12 protein-coding genes are annotated in these 14,421 nt (G+C 70.8%); 2 read left to right on the plus strand and 10 right to left on the minus strand.

All coding sequences use genetic code 11. From position 1 onward, the window contains the following. Positions 1-24: 24 nt before the first annotated feature. Both BLQ62_RS14465 and BLQ62_RS14470 read right to left on the minus strand, forming a co-directional pair. Complete coding sequence (locus BLQ62_RS14465; RefSeq protein WP_231857744.1) at positions 25-561, minus strand: YceI family protein; 537 nt, start codon at positions 559-561, stop codon at positions 25-27. A 37-nt stretch (positions 562-598) separates the two neighbouring features. Further along, on the minus strand, positions 599-1,057 hold the full coding sequence (locus BLQ62_RS14470) for a nitroreductase/quinone reductase family protein (protein ID WP_068568646.1): 459 nt from the start codon (positions 1,055-1,057) through the stop codon (positions 599-601). Positions 1,058-1,167: 110 nt separating this feature from the next. On the opposite strand from BLQ62_RS14470, the gene BLQ62_RS14475 reads away from it, so the two are divergent. After that, the gene (locus BLQ62_RS14475; RefSeq protein ID WP_068568648.1) at positions 1,168-1,836 is read left to right on the plus strand and encodes a TetR/AcrR family transcriptional regulator; all 669 of its coding nucleotides are present in this window, start codon (positions 1,168-1,170) and stop codon (positions 1,834-1,836) included. A gap of 4 nt (positions 1,837-1,840) precedes the next feature. Here BLQ62_RS14475 and aroB read toward each other — a convergent pair whose 3' ends face one another. The 3 genes from aroB to aroC are packed head-to-tail and all read right to left on the minus strand — an operon-like array spanning position 1,841 to position 4,777. Next, on the minus strand, positions 1,841-2,953 hold the full coding sequence (gene aroB, locus BLQ62_RS14480; RefSeq protein ID WP_068534048.1) for a 3-dehydroquinate synthase: 1,113 nt from the start codon (positions 2,951-2,953) through the stop codon (positions 1,841-1,843). A 4-nt stretch (positions 2,954-2,957) separates the two neighbouring features. Further along, positions 2,958-3,572, minus strand: coding sequence for a shikimate kinase (locus BLQ62_RS14485; RefSeq protein WP_068534050.1), 615 nt, complete (start codon positions 3,570-3,572; stop codon positions 2,958-2,960). Next, complete coding sequence (aroC, locus tag BLQ62_RS14490) at positions 3,572-4,777, minus strand: chorismate synthase (protein ID WP_082756979.1); 1,206 nt, start codon at positions 4,775-4,777, stop codon at positions 3,572-3,574. Before aroC ends, BLQ62_RS14485 begins: the two co-directional genes overlap by 1 nt. Before the next feature lie 80 nt (positions 4,778-4,857). Between aroC and BLQ62_RS14495 the strand changes: the two genes are divergently transcribed. Continuing rightward, positions 4,858-5,109 carry a hypothetical protein gene (locus BLQ62_RS14495; protein ID WP_068534052.1) on the plus strand — a complete coding sequence of 84 codons (252 nt, stop codon included), beginning with the start codon at positions 4,858-4,860 and terminating at the stop codon, positions 5,107-5,109. A 66-nt stretch (positions 5,110-5,175) separates the two neighbouring features. On the opposite strand, the gene dnaE is transcribed toward BLQ62_RS14495, so the two are convergent. The 5 genes from dnaE to BLQ62_RS14520 all read right to left on the minus strand — a co-directional run bounded on the left by dnaE (position 5,176) and on the right by BLQ62_RS14520 (position 14,414). Continuing rightward, positions 5,176-8,733 (minus strand): DNA polymerase III subunit alpha, encoded by a 3,558-nt coding sequence (gene dnaE, locus BLQ62_RS14500; RefSeq protein ID WP_068568650.1) that lies wholly within the window; start codon positions 8,731-8,733, stop codon positions 5,176-5,178. Between the two features lie 81 nt (positions 8,734-8,814). Further along, a complete protein-coding gene (locus BLQ62_RS14505; protein WP_068568652.1) occupies positions 8,815-10,119 on the minus strand; it encodes a serine/threonine-protein kinase in 1,305 nt (434 codons plus the stop codon). A gap of 100 nt (positions 10,120-10,219) precedes the next feature. After that, positions 10,220-12,049, minus strand: a complete 1,830-nt coding sequence (locus BLQ62_RS14510) for an ABC transporter ATP-binding protein (RefSeq protein WP_068568654.1) — start codon at positions 12,047-12,049, stop codon at positions 10,220-10,222. Continuing rightward, positions 12,046-13,779 carry an ABC transporter ATP-binding protein gene (locus tag BLQ62_RS14515; protein WP_231857745.1) on the minus strand — a complete coding sequence of 578 codons (1,734 nt, stop codon included), beginning with the start codon at positions 13,777-13,779 and terminating at the stop codon, positions 12,046-12,048. Before BLQ62_RS14515 ends, BLQ62_RS14510 begins: the two co-directional genes overlap by 4 nt. Further along, positions 13,776-14,414, minus strand: coding sequence for a TetR/AcrR family transcriptional regulator (locus tag BLQ62_RS14520; RefSeq protein WP_160126308.1), 639 nt, complete (start codon positions 14,412-14,414; stop codon positions 13,776-13,778). The genes BLQ62_RS14515 and BLQ62_RS14520 overlap by 4 nt, the downstream gene beginning before the upstream one ends. Positions 14,415-14,421 lie beyond the last annotated feature (7 nt).

The raw sequence follows: 14,421 nt of genomic DNA on the forward strand, positions 1-14,421 counted from the left end.
GCCGTCACGACCGCGTCGCCGGGCTCAGGTCGTGGCGCGCGCGACGACGGTGACCTCGTCGGCCACCTGCAAGGTGCCCATCATCAGCGAGAAGGGCTTGATCCCGAAGTCCGTCTGCCGCACCGGGACGGCGACCGACAGCGCCGGCGCGGGCTCGGCGTCCTGGTAGAGCAGCGCGAAGTCGCAGGGCTTCGTGGTGCCGCAGATCGTGAGCTCGCCCTGGACGCGGAAGCCGTTCTCCGTCGGCTCGATCGACGCCGAGCGGTACTCGATCGACGGGTTCGCCTTCACCTTGAGCGAGCGGTGCGCGTTGGCGGTCGCCACTGCGCGCTCGGGCGCGCTGAGCGGGGTGAGCCCGCCCTCCCCCGAGACGACCTCCAGCGAGGCCGCGTCGACGGTGACCGCGATCGAGACGGGACGGTCGCCGTCGATCTCGACGGACACCCGCCACGTCGTCGGCGCGAGCACGAGACGGTGCCCCAGCCGGGCGGACCGTCCGGCCACGCCGGTGTGCACCTCCAGCACGCCGCTGGACTGATCGATGACCCTGCTCTCGCTCACGCCTCGACGGTACCGGCGCGCGGCCCCGCGGGCAGCGTCATCGGGTCCGCGTCAGCGCGAACACCGGGTAGCGGCCCGCAGCGGCGGCGAGCACCCCGTCACTGCTGTCGGCCGTCAGGCCGGGGAAGAAGGCGCCGACCTCCCAGGCCCACTTCCGGAGGTAGGCGCGCAGCACCGCGACCTTGGCGGCCGGATCGGTGACCTCGGTCGCGGAGAAGGGCTCGACGGTGCGCCCGAGCCGCAACTCACCGCAGCCCGCGACGCGCATGTTCCGCACCCACTGGGTGACGCCGCGCGCTGCGACGAGGTACTCGGCGCCGTCGACGCGCAGGACGTTGACGGGTACCGTCCGCCATTGGCCCGACGTCCGCCCGCGGACCGCGAGTTCCCGACTGCCGTACACGGACACGCCGCGGCGGGCGAGCCAGGCGACGGCGCTGTTGAACGCGCCGGCGACGCGACCCGGACGGACGCGATCGACGGTGGGTGCGGTCACGAAAAGCCTCCAAGTGTGAGCACTGCTCTTGTCATGAATCAATGCTCCACCTCTACGGCGCACTTGTCAAGAGCGGTGCTCTCGTTTCCGATCAGTGCAATGATCGAGGCGTGAACGCCTCTCAGACCGCCCGCGAGCGCGCCCGCGCCGAGCTGACCGCCGAGATCACCCGCAGCGCCCGGGAGCAGCTGCAGGAGGTGGGGGCCGCGGCCCTGTCGCTGCGCGCGGTGGCGCGCGATCTCGGCCTGGCCTCGTCCGCCGTGTACCGCTACTTCCCCAGCCGGGACGCGCTGCTCACCGCCCTCATCACCGAGGCCTACGCCGCGCTCGGCGACGCCGTCGAGGCCGCGGACGCAGCGGCGACGGGAGGCCCGCGCGAGCGATGGCGCGCGGCCGGGCACGCCGTGCGCGACTGGGCCCGCGCGCACCCGCACGAGTACACACTGCTCTACGGTTCGCCGGTTCCCGGGTACCACGCCCCGGCGGAGACGACCGCGGCGGCGATCCGTACGTCCGGCGCCCTCGCCCGGATCGCGGCGCTCGGGCACGGCGAGGCGCCGGCACCGTCGGGCGCCTACGCCGAGCAGCTGCGCGCCGTGGCCGAGGCCGTGGCGCCGGAGGCCGAGCCCGCACAGCTCGCGTTGGCGCTCCTGGCCTGGACACAGCTGTTCGGCGCCGTGAGCTTCGAGCTGTTCGGCCAGTTCGCGAACACCCTCGAGCCCGCGGACGCGATGTTCGACTACACCCTCGAGCGCATCGCGGACCTGCTCGGACTCTGAGGCGTCAGAGCAGGATCGAGCCCGACGGCTCGGTGCCCTCCTTGGCGACGGCGGAGTAGGCCGCGACGAGCAGCGACGGGTCCGGGCCCTCCAGGCGGCCGGGGCGCGCCAGGCCGTCGAGCACGACGAAGCGCAGCACGCCGGCCCGGTTCTTCTTGTCCTTGCCCATGTACTCCAGCAGCTGGCCGAAGGCGTCGGCGTCGTAGCTCGTGGGCAGGCCCACCGACTCGAGCACGCTGCGGTGCCGGTCCGCGGTCGCGTCGTCGAGACGGCCCGCCAGGCGCCCGAGCTCCGCGGCGTAGATCAGGCCGACCGAGACCGCGGCGCCGTGGCGCCAGCGGTAGCGCTCGCGCCGCTCGAGCGCGTGCGCCAGGGTGTGGCCGTAGTTGAGGATCTCCCGCAGCGAGGCCTCCTTGAGGTCGGCGGAGACGACCTGCGCCTTGACCTCGATGGAGCGGCGCACCAGCTCGGGCAGCACCGCGCCGGTGGGGTCGAGCGCGGCCTGCGGGTCCTTCTCGATCAGATCGAGGATGACGGGATCGGCGATGAAGCCGGTCTTGATCACCTCGGCCATCCCGGCGACGATCTCGTTGCGCGGCACCGTCTCCAGCGTCACCAGGTCCACGATCACCGCGCGCGGCTCGTGGAACGAGCCCACCAGGTTCTTGCCGGCGTCGGTGTTGATGCCGGTCTTGCCGCCGACCGCCGCGTCGACCATGGCGAGCAGGGTCGTGGGGATGTGCACCACGGGAACCCCGCGCATCCAGGTGGCCGCCACGAAGCCGGTGACGTCGGTCGCGGCGCCGCCGCCGAGACTGTAGATCACGTCCTGGCGGCTCAGACCGATGCGGCCGAGCACCTCCCAGCAGAACCCGGCGACCTGCAGGTCCTTGCCGGCCTCCGCGTCGGGCAGCTCGATGCGGTGCGCGTCGATCCCCTTGTCCGCCAGGGCCTGCCGCAGCGCCTCGGCGGTCTCGGCGAGCGTCGGCTGGTAGAAGACGGCGGCCTTGGTGGCCTCCCCCGCGGCCGCGACGGTCTCGTCCAGCAGGCCGCGACCGATCACCACGTCGTAGGGGCTGGCGGCGTTGACGCGCACCTGCACCGGGGTCTCGCTCATCTTCTTACTCCGATCGATTCTTGGTGGACGTGCGGAGGACGGTGGGAAGCTTCGGCCAGGGGCCGCGGCGCTCCCGGCCGGGGGCGGTGTCCTTGAGGCGCCGCTGCACCTGCCGGACGACCGACGACGGGGCGCGGCCGACGGTGGAGACGCGGATCGTCGCGAGTTCACGGTAGATCGGCGTGCGACGCGCCATGAGCGCGCGATAGGCGGCTGCGGGGTCGGCCCCCTTGAGGAGCGGGCGGTTCGACGCGGCCGGGTTGACGGTGCGCCGGATCCCCTCCTCCTCGGTCAGCTCGAGGTAGACCACCTGATGCCGGCGCAGCAACGTGCGGGTGGTCTCCGAGAGCACCGCGCCGCCGCCGAGCGAGACCACGCCCGGGTGGTGCGCGACCACATCGGCGACGACGGACTCCTCGATCGCCCGGAAGGCGGGCTCGCCGTCGCCGGCGAAGATCTGTGGGATGGACCGGCCCTCGCGGCGCTCGATCTCCTCGTCGACGTCGAGGAACTCGACCCGCAGCGCGCGGGCCAGCCGACGACCGATGGTCGTCTTCCCCGCGCCGGGCGGGCCGATGAGGATCGCCGCGGGCCCCGGCTCCCGGGGCGCGCCCGCCATCAGATCGCCTCGGGCGTCACCCGCTGCAACCGCGCCGCCACCTGCTCGGAGTACCTCTCGATGTTGCTGCGGGTCTCGGCGAGGCTGTCGCCGCCGAACTTCTCGAGCGCCGCCTGCGCGACGACGAGCGCCACCATGGCCTCGGCCACCACGCCCGCGGCGGGCACCGCGCAGACGTCGCTGCGCTGGTGGATCGCGACGGCCTCGGTGCCGGTCTGCATGTCGATGGTGCGCAGCGCGCGCGGGACGGTCGAGATCGGCTTCATGGCCGCGCGCACGCGCAGGGACTCGCCGTTGGTCATGCCGCCCTCGACGCCGCCGGCGCGGTTCGTCGAGCGCAGGACTCCACCCTTGTCGGGCAGCATCTCGTCGTGCGCGACGCTGCCGCGACGGCGGGCGGTCTCGAAGCCGTCGCCGACCTCGACGCCCTTGATCGCCTGGATGCCCATCAGCGCGGCGGCCAGGCGCCCGTCGAGGCGGTCCTCACCCGAGGCGACGGAGCCGATGCCCACGGGCAGGCCGGTCACGACGACCTCGACGACACCGCCCAGGGTGTCGCCGTCCTTCTTGGCGGCCTCGATCTCGGCGATCATCGACTGCTCGGCGGCCTCGTCGAACGCGCGCACGGGCGAGGCGTCGATGCGCTCCAGGTCACCGGCGGTCGGCGTCGACCCGACGTAGGGCTCGGACGCACCGATGGAGATGACGTGGCTGATGACCTCGGCCCCGAAGGCCTGGCGCAGGAAGTTACGGGCGACGGTGCCGGCGGCGACCCGCGCGGCGGTCTCCCGCGCGCTCGCACGCTCGAGGACGGGGCGCGCGTCGTCGAAGCCGTACTTGAGCATGCCCGAGTAGTCGGCGTGACCGGGCCGCGGCCGGGTGAGCGGCGCGTTGCGCGCCATGCCGTCGAGCAGTTCCTGCTCGACGGGGTCGGCCGCCATGACCTGCTCCCACTTCGGCCACTCGGTGTTGCCGATCTCGATGGCGACGGGGCCCACCTGGGTGCGGCCGTGCCGGACGCCGCCGAGGATCGTCACCTTGTCGGCCTCGAACTTCATGCGCGCACCGCGACCGTAGCCCAGTCGGCGCCGCGCCAACTGGGCGGCGATGTCCGACGATGTGACCTCGACGCCCGCGACCATGCCCTCCATGAGGGCCACGAGGGCGGGGCCGTGCGATTCTCCAGCGGTGATCCAGCGCAACACGTGTCCCATCATCCCAGATCGCCCCCTCGGAGCGTGAGTTCGGGTAGCCGAAACCTCGGTCGCGGGGTAGGGTGAACCCCATGACCACCTTCACCGCAACCTCGACTTCCGATCACCGCGCCGCCGCGCGCCGGTCCACCGTCGACGTCTTCGGTGTCGCGTGGCCCCGCTACAAGGCGGAGTCGCTGGTCGCCGCGCTGCTCGTCCTGGCCCTCGGCGCACTGCTGACGCTGGCCACCGGCGCCGCATCCTTCGCCCCGGCAGTCCTGGCCGCCACGGGCGCCGGTGTGGTCGTGTGGTGGGCCGCCCGCGCGGTGCACGCCCGCGACTGACGCCGCCGGGCACGAACGAGAAAAGGCCGCCGAGGATCTCCTCGGCGGCCTTTTCTCGTCGCGGGCTCAGGCCAGGCAGTTGGGGCCGAGCAACGCCTTGAGATCACCCATCAGCGACGAGGACGGGTTCACCCGGAGGGTGTCGTCGAGCCGCAGGGTGGTCGCCTTCTCGCCGCTGACGAGCTTGACGTGCACGTCGGAGACGCCGGGGTGGCGCTGCAGCACCTGCTTGAGCGCGGAGACCTTGTCCTGCGTGCACACCCGCGTCTGCATGGTGAGCGCGAGCGGCTTCGCCACACCGATCTGCGAGAGGTCGATCGGCGCGATGTCGTTGGCGATCAGCGTCACCTTGTCGTCGCGGAAGTTCACGCGCGCCTTGATCAGCACCACCGCGTCCTCAACCACCTCGGCGCCGTACGCCGCGTAGGCCTGCGGGAAGAAGAACACCTCGATACCACCGGAGAGGTCCTCGATCTGCGCCGAGGCGAACGGCGCGCCGTTCTTGTTCACGCGCCGGTTCACCGACTGCAGGATGCCGCCGACGGTGACCTGGGTGCCGTCCTTGACGTCGCCCTCGACGATCGCGGGGATCGGCGTATCGGTCTGCGCGGCGATGACGTGCTCGACACCGTCGAGCGGGTGCGCGGAGACGTAGAGGCCGAGCATCTCGCGCTCGAGGGCGAGCTTGTGCTTGCCGTCCCATTCCTCGTCCGGAACCTTGATGGTGAAGACGTCGTCGATGGGCCCCGCCGCACCGTCCTCCTCCCCCATGGAACCGAAGAGATCGAACTGGCCCACGGCCTCGGCCTTCTTGGTGGAGAGCACCGACTCGATGGCGTCGGCGTGCACCAGCAGCAGGCCCTTGCGCGGGTGATCGAGCGAATCGAAACCGCCCGCCTTGATGAGGGACTCGGTGACCTTCTTCGAGCAGGCCGCGACCTCGATCTTGGCGAGGTAGTCGGAGAACGAGGTGAAGTTCCCCTTCTCCTCGCGCGTCCTGACGATGGAGGCGACCACGCCCTCGCCGACGTTGCGCACCGAGCCCATGCCGAAGCGGATGTCCTCACCGACCGAGGTGAAGGCGTGGAAGGACTCGTTGACGTCCGGCGGCAGCACGGTGATCCCGAGGCGACGACAGTCGCCGAGGTAGATGGCGGCCTTGTCCTTGTCGTCGCCGACGGAGGTGAGCAGCGCGGCCATGTACTCGGCGGGGTAGTTCGCCTTGAGGTAGGCGGTCCAGTACGAGACCAGGCCGTAGGCGGCGGCGTGCGACTTGTTGAACGCGTAGCCGGCGAACGGGAGGACCGTCTCCCACAGCGCGGTGATCGCGGCCTGCGAGAAGCCGTTGTCGAGCATGCCCTGCTGGAAGCCGCCGTAGGCCTCGTCGAGGACCTCTTTCTTCTTCTTACCCATCGCGCGGCGCAGGATGTCGGCCTGGCCGAGGCTGTACCCGGCGACCTTCTGCGCGATCTGCATGATCTGCTCCTGGAACACGATCAGGCCGAACGTGTCCGCGAGGATCTCCTTGAGCGGCTCCTCGAGCTCCGGATGGATCGGCTTGACCTGCTGCCGGCCGTTCTTGCGATCCGCGTAGTCGTTGTGCGCGTTCATGCCCATCGGACCCGGGCGGTAGAGCGCGCCGACCGCGACGATGTCCTCGAACTTGGTGGGCTGCATGCGCCGCAGGAGATCCCGCATGGGACCGCCGTCGAGCTGGAAGACGCCGAGCGTGTTGCCCCGCTGGAGGAGCTCATAGGTGGTCTCGTCGTCGATCGGCAGCTCGTCCATGTTCAGGTCGATGCCGCGGTTGTGCTTGATGTTGGCCAGCGCGTCACCGATCACGGTGAGGTTGCGCAGCCCCAGGAAGTCCATCTTCAGCAGGCCGATGGCCTCGCACGACGGGTAGTCCCAGCCGGTGATGATCGCGCCGTCCTGCGCGCGCTTCCACACCGGGATCGCATCCGTGAGCGGATCACACGACATGATGACCGCGCAGGCGTGCACGCCCGCGTTACGGATCAGCCCCTCGAGCCCGAGCGCCATGTCGTAGATCTTGGAGACGTCCGGATCGGTCTCGATCAGTTGCCGGACCTCGACGGCCTCCTTGTACCGCTCGTGCTCCGGATCCGTGATGCCCTTGACCGAGATGTCCTTGGCCATGATGGGCGGCGGGAGCGCCTTGGTGATGCGATCGGCGATCGAGTAGCCGGGCTGGCCGTAGATGACGCGGGCCGAGTCCTTGATGGCGGCCTTGGTCTTGATGGTGCCGAACGTGATGACCTGGGCCACCTTGTCCGAGCCCCACTTCTCCGAGGCGTAGGTGATCATCTCGCCGCGGCGACGATCGTCGAAGTCGATATCGATATCGGGCATCGACACGCGCTCGGGATTGAGGAACCGCTCGAACAGCAGGCCGTGCGGGATCGGGTCGATATTGGTGATGCCCAACGCCCACGCCACCAGCGAACCCGCCGCCGAACCACGGCCCGGGCCCACGCGGATGCCGACCTCGTGCGCGTGCGCGATCAGGTCACCGACGACGAGGAAGTAGGCCGGGAAGCCCATCTCGTTGATGACCGAGAGCTCGTACTTCGCGCGCTCGACGTAGTCCGCCGGCGGACCGCTCTCCGGGAAGCGCCGCTGCAGGCCGTCCATCACCTCGGACTCGAGGAAGGACTCCTGCGTGTGGTTCTCCGGCACCGGGAAGCGCGGCATCCGGTCCTTGTGCTCCCACACCTCCGCGTAGGACTGGACGCGCTCGCCGATCTCGACGGTCGAATCGCACGCGCCCGGCACCTGCGAGTCCCACAGCTCGCGCATCTCCTGCGCGGACTTGAGGTAGTAACCGTCACCGTCGAACTGGAAACGCGTGGGATCCGACAGCGTCTTGCCGGTCTGGATGCACAGCAGCGCCCCGTGCGACTCCGCCTTGTCCTTGGTGACGTAGTGGCAGTCGTTCGTGGCCAGCGGCTTGATGCCCAGCTGGCGGCCGATGTTCAGCAGCCCCTCGCGGACCCGGCGCTCGATGTCGATGCCGTGGTCCATGAGCTCGAGGAAGAAGTTCTCCTTACCGAAGATCTCCTGCCACTTGGCGGCCGCCTCCAGCGCCTCCCGCTCGTGCCCGAGCCGCAGGCGCGTCTGCACCTCCCCCGACGGGCAGCCCGTGGTGGCGATGATGCCCTCGGCGTGCTCGGCGATGATCTCCGCATCCATCCGGGACCACTTGCCCAGCTGCCCCTCGATGGAGGCGAGCGAGCTGAGCTTGAACAGGTTGCGCAGGCCCGTGGCGTTCTCCGCCACCATCGTCATGTGGGTGTAGGCGCCCGAACCGGAGACGTCGTCGCTCTTCTGCGACGGATCGCCCCACTTGACGCGCTTGGTGTTGAACCGCGACTCCGGCGCGATATACGCCTCGATCCCGATGATCGGCTTGATGTCGTACTTGCGCGCCGTGTTGTAGAAATCCGACGCACCGAACATGTTGCCGTGGTCGGACATGCCCACCGCGGTCATCCCCAGGCGCTTGGCCTCCGCGAACAACGGATCGACCTTGGCCGCACCGTCGAGCATCGAGTACTCGGTGTGGTTGTGCAGATGCACGAACGAGCCGGCGGCCGAGGTCATGGGCTGTTCACCTCCGGGGGAAGAATCTCATCGCTGTCATTACGCAGTGTAGGCGCTCGCACCGACACCTCCGACGGATCGTCAGCCGAAGGCGATGACCAAGATCAACACCAGCAACGCGATCCCCGCCACCCCCACCAGCACCAGGACCGCGGGCGGGATCCCGGACTGCGCCGGGGCCTTCGCGGGCGCCGCGGCGGGCTGCTGCGCGGCCTGCGGACGGGGCGCCGGCGGACGCGGCATGCCGCCCGAGGGCGCGCCCGCGCCGTGCAGCGGCTGCGGCGCGAGCGGGGGCTGCGGCCGGGCGGCGGGCGGGGCGGGACGGTTCGCCTGGCCCCGGATGCCCGGGGCGACGGTCCGCTGCACGGGCGCGGAGGCCCGGGGCGACGGGGCGGACGGGCGGGGCGACGGAGCGGCCGGGCGCGCCCCGGCCATGGGGCGCTGCGGGCCGGACGGATGCCCGGGGCCCGGCGCATAGCCCGGCGGCGCCGGGCGGGGCACCGGCCGTGGCGCCGGGCGCGCGGCGGGCGCCGTCATCGCGGACTTGAGCGCGGTGGCGAACTCCTTGCACGTGGCGAACCGTTCCGCGGGCGTCTTGCCGAGCCCGCGCGCGACGACCGCGTCGACCGCGGGCGGAACGCCCTCGCGGATCTGCGAGATCCGCGGCGGCGGCGCGTTGAAGTGGGCGTCGATCACGGCGTCGGTGCTGGCACCGGTGTAGGGCACCTTGCCCGTCACCAGGTGGAAGAAGGTCGCGGCGAGCGAGTACTGGTCCGAGCGGGAGTCCAGCTCCTCGCCGCACAGTTGCTCGGGCGAGGCGTAGGCGAGGGTGGCGAGCACGGTGCCGACAGCCGTGAGCTGCGAGGTGTCCTCGCCGCCCTTGGCCACGCCGAAGTCGGTGAGCAGGGCGCGCCGCTCGTCCGCGTCGTCGCCGTCGTCGCCGGCGGCGACCAGGATGTTGGCCGGCTTGATGTCACGGTGCAGCAGGCCGGCGCGGTGCGCGCGGTCGAGGCCGCGGCCGATCTGGGAGACGATCTCCACCGCTACTGCCGGGTCGAGCCCCGTCGGGCTGCGCTTGAGCAGCACCGAGCAGTCGTCGCCCTGGACGTACTGCATGGCGATCCACAGCCGGGCCCCCTCGGTGCCGCGGTTGTAGATCGTGACCACGTGCGGGTGATCGAGCCGGGCCGCGAGCTCGGCCTCGCGCAGGAAGCGCTTGCGGAAGGCCTCGTCGCCCGAATAGGACGCGCCCAGCACCTTGAGCGCGTCGTAGCGGGGCAACTCCGGGTGCTTGGCGAGGTAGACCGAGCCCATGCCACCGGTTCCGAGACGCCGCTCGATCCGATAACCGCCGATCACCGTCCCGGGTGCGAGTTCGTCACTCATGTCCGCTGCTTCTGCCCCATATCGTTCGATCCGTCGAGGACCAGCGTAACCCGCTGCCCCGCGGCGATCCCGGCGGCGATCAGCTTCGCCGGGCCGCCCGTCAGATCTCCACTCCCTCGAATTGCGCGCGGTACAGGCCGGCGTAGTGCCCGCCCGCCGCGAGCAACTCGTCGTGCGAGCCCTGCTCGACGATCCGCCCGTGGTCCATCACGACGATGACGTCCGCATCGCGGATCGTCGAGAGGCGGTGCGCGATCACGAAACTCGTGCGGTCCGCCCGCAGCGCGTGCATCGCCTTCTGCAGCAGCACCTCCGTGCGCGTGTCCACCGAGCTGGTCGCCTCGTCGAGGATGAGGATCGCGGGCTCGGCGAGGAAGGCGCGGGCGATGGTGATCAGCTGCCTCTCGCCGGCGGAGACGCTGCCCGACTCGTCGTCGAGCACGGTGTCGTAGCCGTCGGGCAGCGAGTGCGCGAACCGGTCGACGAAGGTGGCGCGCGCGGCGGCGTAGACCTCCTCGTCGGTCGCGTCGAGCCGGCCGTACCGGATGTTCTCCATGATCGTGCCCTCGAACAGCCAGGTGTCCTGCAGCACCATGCCCATCCGGCGGCGCAGGTCGGCGCGCTCCACCTCGGCGATGTCGACGCCGTCGATGGTGATCCGCCCGCCGCTGAGCTCGTAGAACCGCATGATCAGGTTGACCAGGGTGGTCTTGCCCGCGCCCGTGTGGCCGACGACGGCGACGGTGCGCCCGGGCTCGGCGACGAGGTTCAGCCCCTCGATCAGCGGCTCGTCGCGCTTGTACCCGAAGGAGACGTCCTCGAACGCGACGCGCCCCCGCGTGGGTTCGGGCAGCTCCCCGGGCCGCTCCGCCTCCTGCTCCTGCGCGTCGAGGATCGCGAAGACGCGCTCGGCGGAGGCCACGCCCGACTGCAGCATGTTCACCATCGACGCGATCTGGGTGACCGGCTGGGTGAACTGGCGCGAGTACTGGATGAACGCGATCACGTCCCCCAGGCTCATGCCGCCGGCCGCGACCCGCAGGCCGCCGACGACGCACACCGCCACGTACTGCAGGTTGCCGACGAACATGCTGATCGGCATGACCAGGCCGGAGAGGAACTGCGCCTTGTAACTGGCCGTCATCAACGCGTCGTTCTCCTGCGCGAAGCGCTCCTGCAGCGCGTCGCCGCGACCGTAGACGGTGACCAGGTCGTGCCCGGTGAAGGCCTCCTCGACCTGGGCGTTGAGCGAGCCGGTGGAGCGCCACTGCGCGACGAAGTGCTTCTGGCTGCGCTTCATGATCTGGCCCGCGAAGATCACGATGAGCGGGATCACGACGACCGCGACGGCCGTGAGCAGAGGCGAGACGATGAGCATCATGATCAGCACGCCGATCACGGTGAACGTCGAGACGATGAGCTGGCTGAGCGCCTGGGTCAGCGACTGGCCGAGGTTGTCGATGTCGTTGGTCACGCGGGAGAGCAGCTCGCCGCGGGGCTGCTTGTCGAAGTAGCTCAGCGGCAGGCGGTTGAGCTTCTCCTCGATCTCGCGGCGCAGCGAGTACATGACCCGCTGCACGGCGCCGTTGAGCAGGTAGCCCTGGGCGTACTGCAGGACGGCACTGACCACGAAGAGCGCGATCACCCAGGTGAGGATGGCGCCGACCCGGTCGAAGTCGATGCCCGGCCCGCCCTGGAGTTGCGAGCGGAAGCCGTCGTAGATCGCGTCGACCGCACTGCCGATCACCTTCGGCGCGATCACCGCGGCGGTGACCGAGCCGATCGAGAGCAGTACCGCGGCGGCCATGGCCGCGCGCTGCTCCCGCAGGCGGCCGAGCAGCCGCCGCAGTGAGGGCCAGAAGGTCATGGGCTTCTGCGCGGGCGAGCCCGCCGTCGCGGCGGCGGAGGCGCGCGCTCCCGGTCCGGTCATGCTGCACTCCCCGCCGTCGCCTGGCTGCCGGCGATCTCCTGATAGGTGGGACAGGTCTCGAGCAGTTCGGCGTGGGTGCCCTGACCGACGACCTCGCCGTCCTCGAGCACCAGGATCTGATCGGCGCCCGCGATGGTCGAGATCCGCTGGCCGACGATGACGACCGTCGCGTCGCGGGTGTGCGGGCGCAGTGCGGCCCGCAGCTTCGCGTCCGTCGCGAGGTCGAGCGCGGAGAAGCTGTCGTCGAAGAGGTAGATCGCGGGCTTCGCGACGAGCGCGCGGGCGATCGCGAGCCGCTGGCGCTGCCCGCCGGAGACGTTGGTGCCGCCCTGGGCGATCGGCGCGTCGAGGCCGCCGAGTTCGGCGACGAAGTCCGCCGCCTGCGCGATGCGCAGGGCCTCGGCGAGCTCGTCGTCGGTCGCGTCCGGGTTGCCGAAGCGCAGGTTGCTCGCGACGGTGCCGCTGAAGAGGTAGGCGCGCTGCGGCACCAGGCCGACGTGCCCCCACAGGGCGTCCGCGCGCAGATCGCGCACGTCCACGCCGTCGTAGCGGACGGCCCCGCCGGTGGCGTCGAAGAGGCGGGCGAGGAGGTTGATCAGCGTCGTCTTCCCCGAGCCCGTGGACCCGATGATCGCGATCGTCTCGCCGGGGTGGGCCGCCAGATTCACGTTCTGCAGCACCGGCTTCGCGGCGCCGGGGTAGCACATCGTGACGTCGTCGAGCTGGACGGCGCCGGTGATCGCGGGCAGCGGATCGGGGTCCGCCGGCGGCGCGACCGTGGAGGTGGTCCCCAGCACGCCGCTGATGCGCTCGGCGGCGACGGACGCGCGCGGGACCATCATCACCATGAAGGTCGCCATCATCACCGACATGAGGATCTGCATCATGTACTGCATGTAGGCGGTGACGGAGCCGATCTGCGCCGTGCCGTCGGCGATGAGGTGCGACCCGAACCACCACACGGCGACAGTGGAGAGGTTGAGCACCAGCATCACCCACGGGAACATGACCGCCATGAGCCGCATCACGCGGATCGAGGCCCCGGTGAGGGCGGTGTTGGCACCGTCGAAACGCTCCCGCTCGACGGGCTCGCGGACGAAGGCCCGGATCACCCGGACGCCGGTGAGCTGTTCGCGCAGCACCTTGTTGACCGAATCCAGCCGGGTCTGCACGACGCGGAAGCCGGGGATCATCTTGGCGATCACCACGCCGAGGACCGCGCCGAGCACGGGCACCGCGACCACCATGAGCCAGGCCAGGCCCGGCTCCTCGCGCAGCGCCATGATCACGCCGCCGACGGCCATGAACGGGGCCTGGATCATCATCGACAGGGTCATGAGCACGAGCAGCTGCACCTGCTGCACGTCGTTGGTGGTGCGGGTGATGAGCGAGGCGGCGCCGAAACCGGAGACCTCGCGGCCGGAGAACGTGCGGACCCGGCCGAACAGGGACCGCCGGGTGTCGCGGCCGAAGGCCATGGCGCTGCGGGCCGCGAAGTAGGTGGCGCCGCCGGCGGCGATCACCTGGAACAGCGTGATCACCAGCATGATCCCGCCCATCCGCCAGATGTAGCCGGTGTCGCCCGGCGTGACGCCGAGGTCGATGATCTTGGCGTTGATGCTGGGCAGTACGAGGTTGGCGACGACGCTGACGAGCTGGAAGGCCGCCACGGCGAGCAGCCAGGGGCGGTAGGGCCGCAGGTGCGCGGCGATGAGTCTGAGCAGGGTCACGGGTGGCTGGTCCTTCGTGCGGAGGAGCTCGGGGGCTGGGCTGCGATGCCGTCGAGCAGGACGTCGACGATGCGGTGCGGGGCGAGGATCGCGCCCTCGCTGATGTGCGGGTGGCTGCCGGAGAAGGTGAGCAGCCGGAGCAGGTGGATGGCCTCCTCGGGCGGGACGGTGAGCTGATCGGCGTCGTCGCCGATGACGCCGCGGAGCCGGGCCATGAGCGCCGGACCGCCGTCCTTCGCCCGACGGTGCGCCTCCCGGTCGCGGGTGTGCGGCGGGGCGACCAGGCCGAGGGCGTCCATCAGGCCGAAGATCCGCTGGAAGCGGCCCTGGACCAGTTCGGTGAACCGGTACAGGCGCATCCGCAGCGGCAGGGCGGGGTCGATGGCGTCGATCTCCGCGAGCAGCGGCTCGGGGTCGAAGGATTCGAGCATGACGGCGTCGAGCAGGTCCTCCTTGGAGGCGAAGACGCGGAAGATGGTGCCCTCGGCGACCCCGGCGGCCGCGGCGATCTGCTTGGTGGTGGGCACGGCGCCGTGCTCGAGGAGAGCGTCCCGGGTGGCCGCGATCAGCGCCGCGCGCCGCTCGTCGGGCGGCAGGTGCGGCGCGCGGGATCGGGTTTCGTTAGCCGCAGGCACGAATCCG

It is taken from the genome of Tsukamurella pulmonis (genome assembly GCF_900103175.1).
GTDB lineage: Bacteria > Actinomycetota > Actinomycetes > Mycobacteriales > Mycobacteriaceae > Tsukamurella > Tsukamurella pulmonis.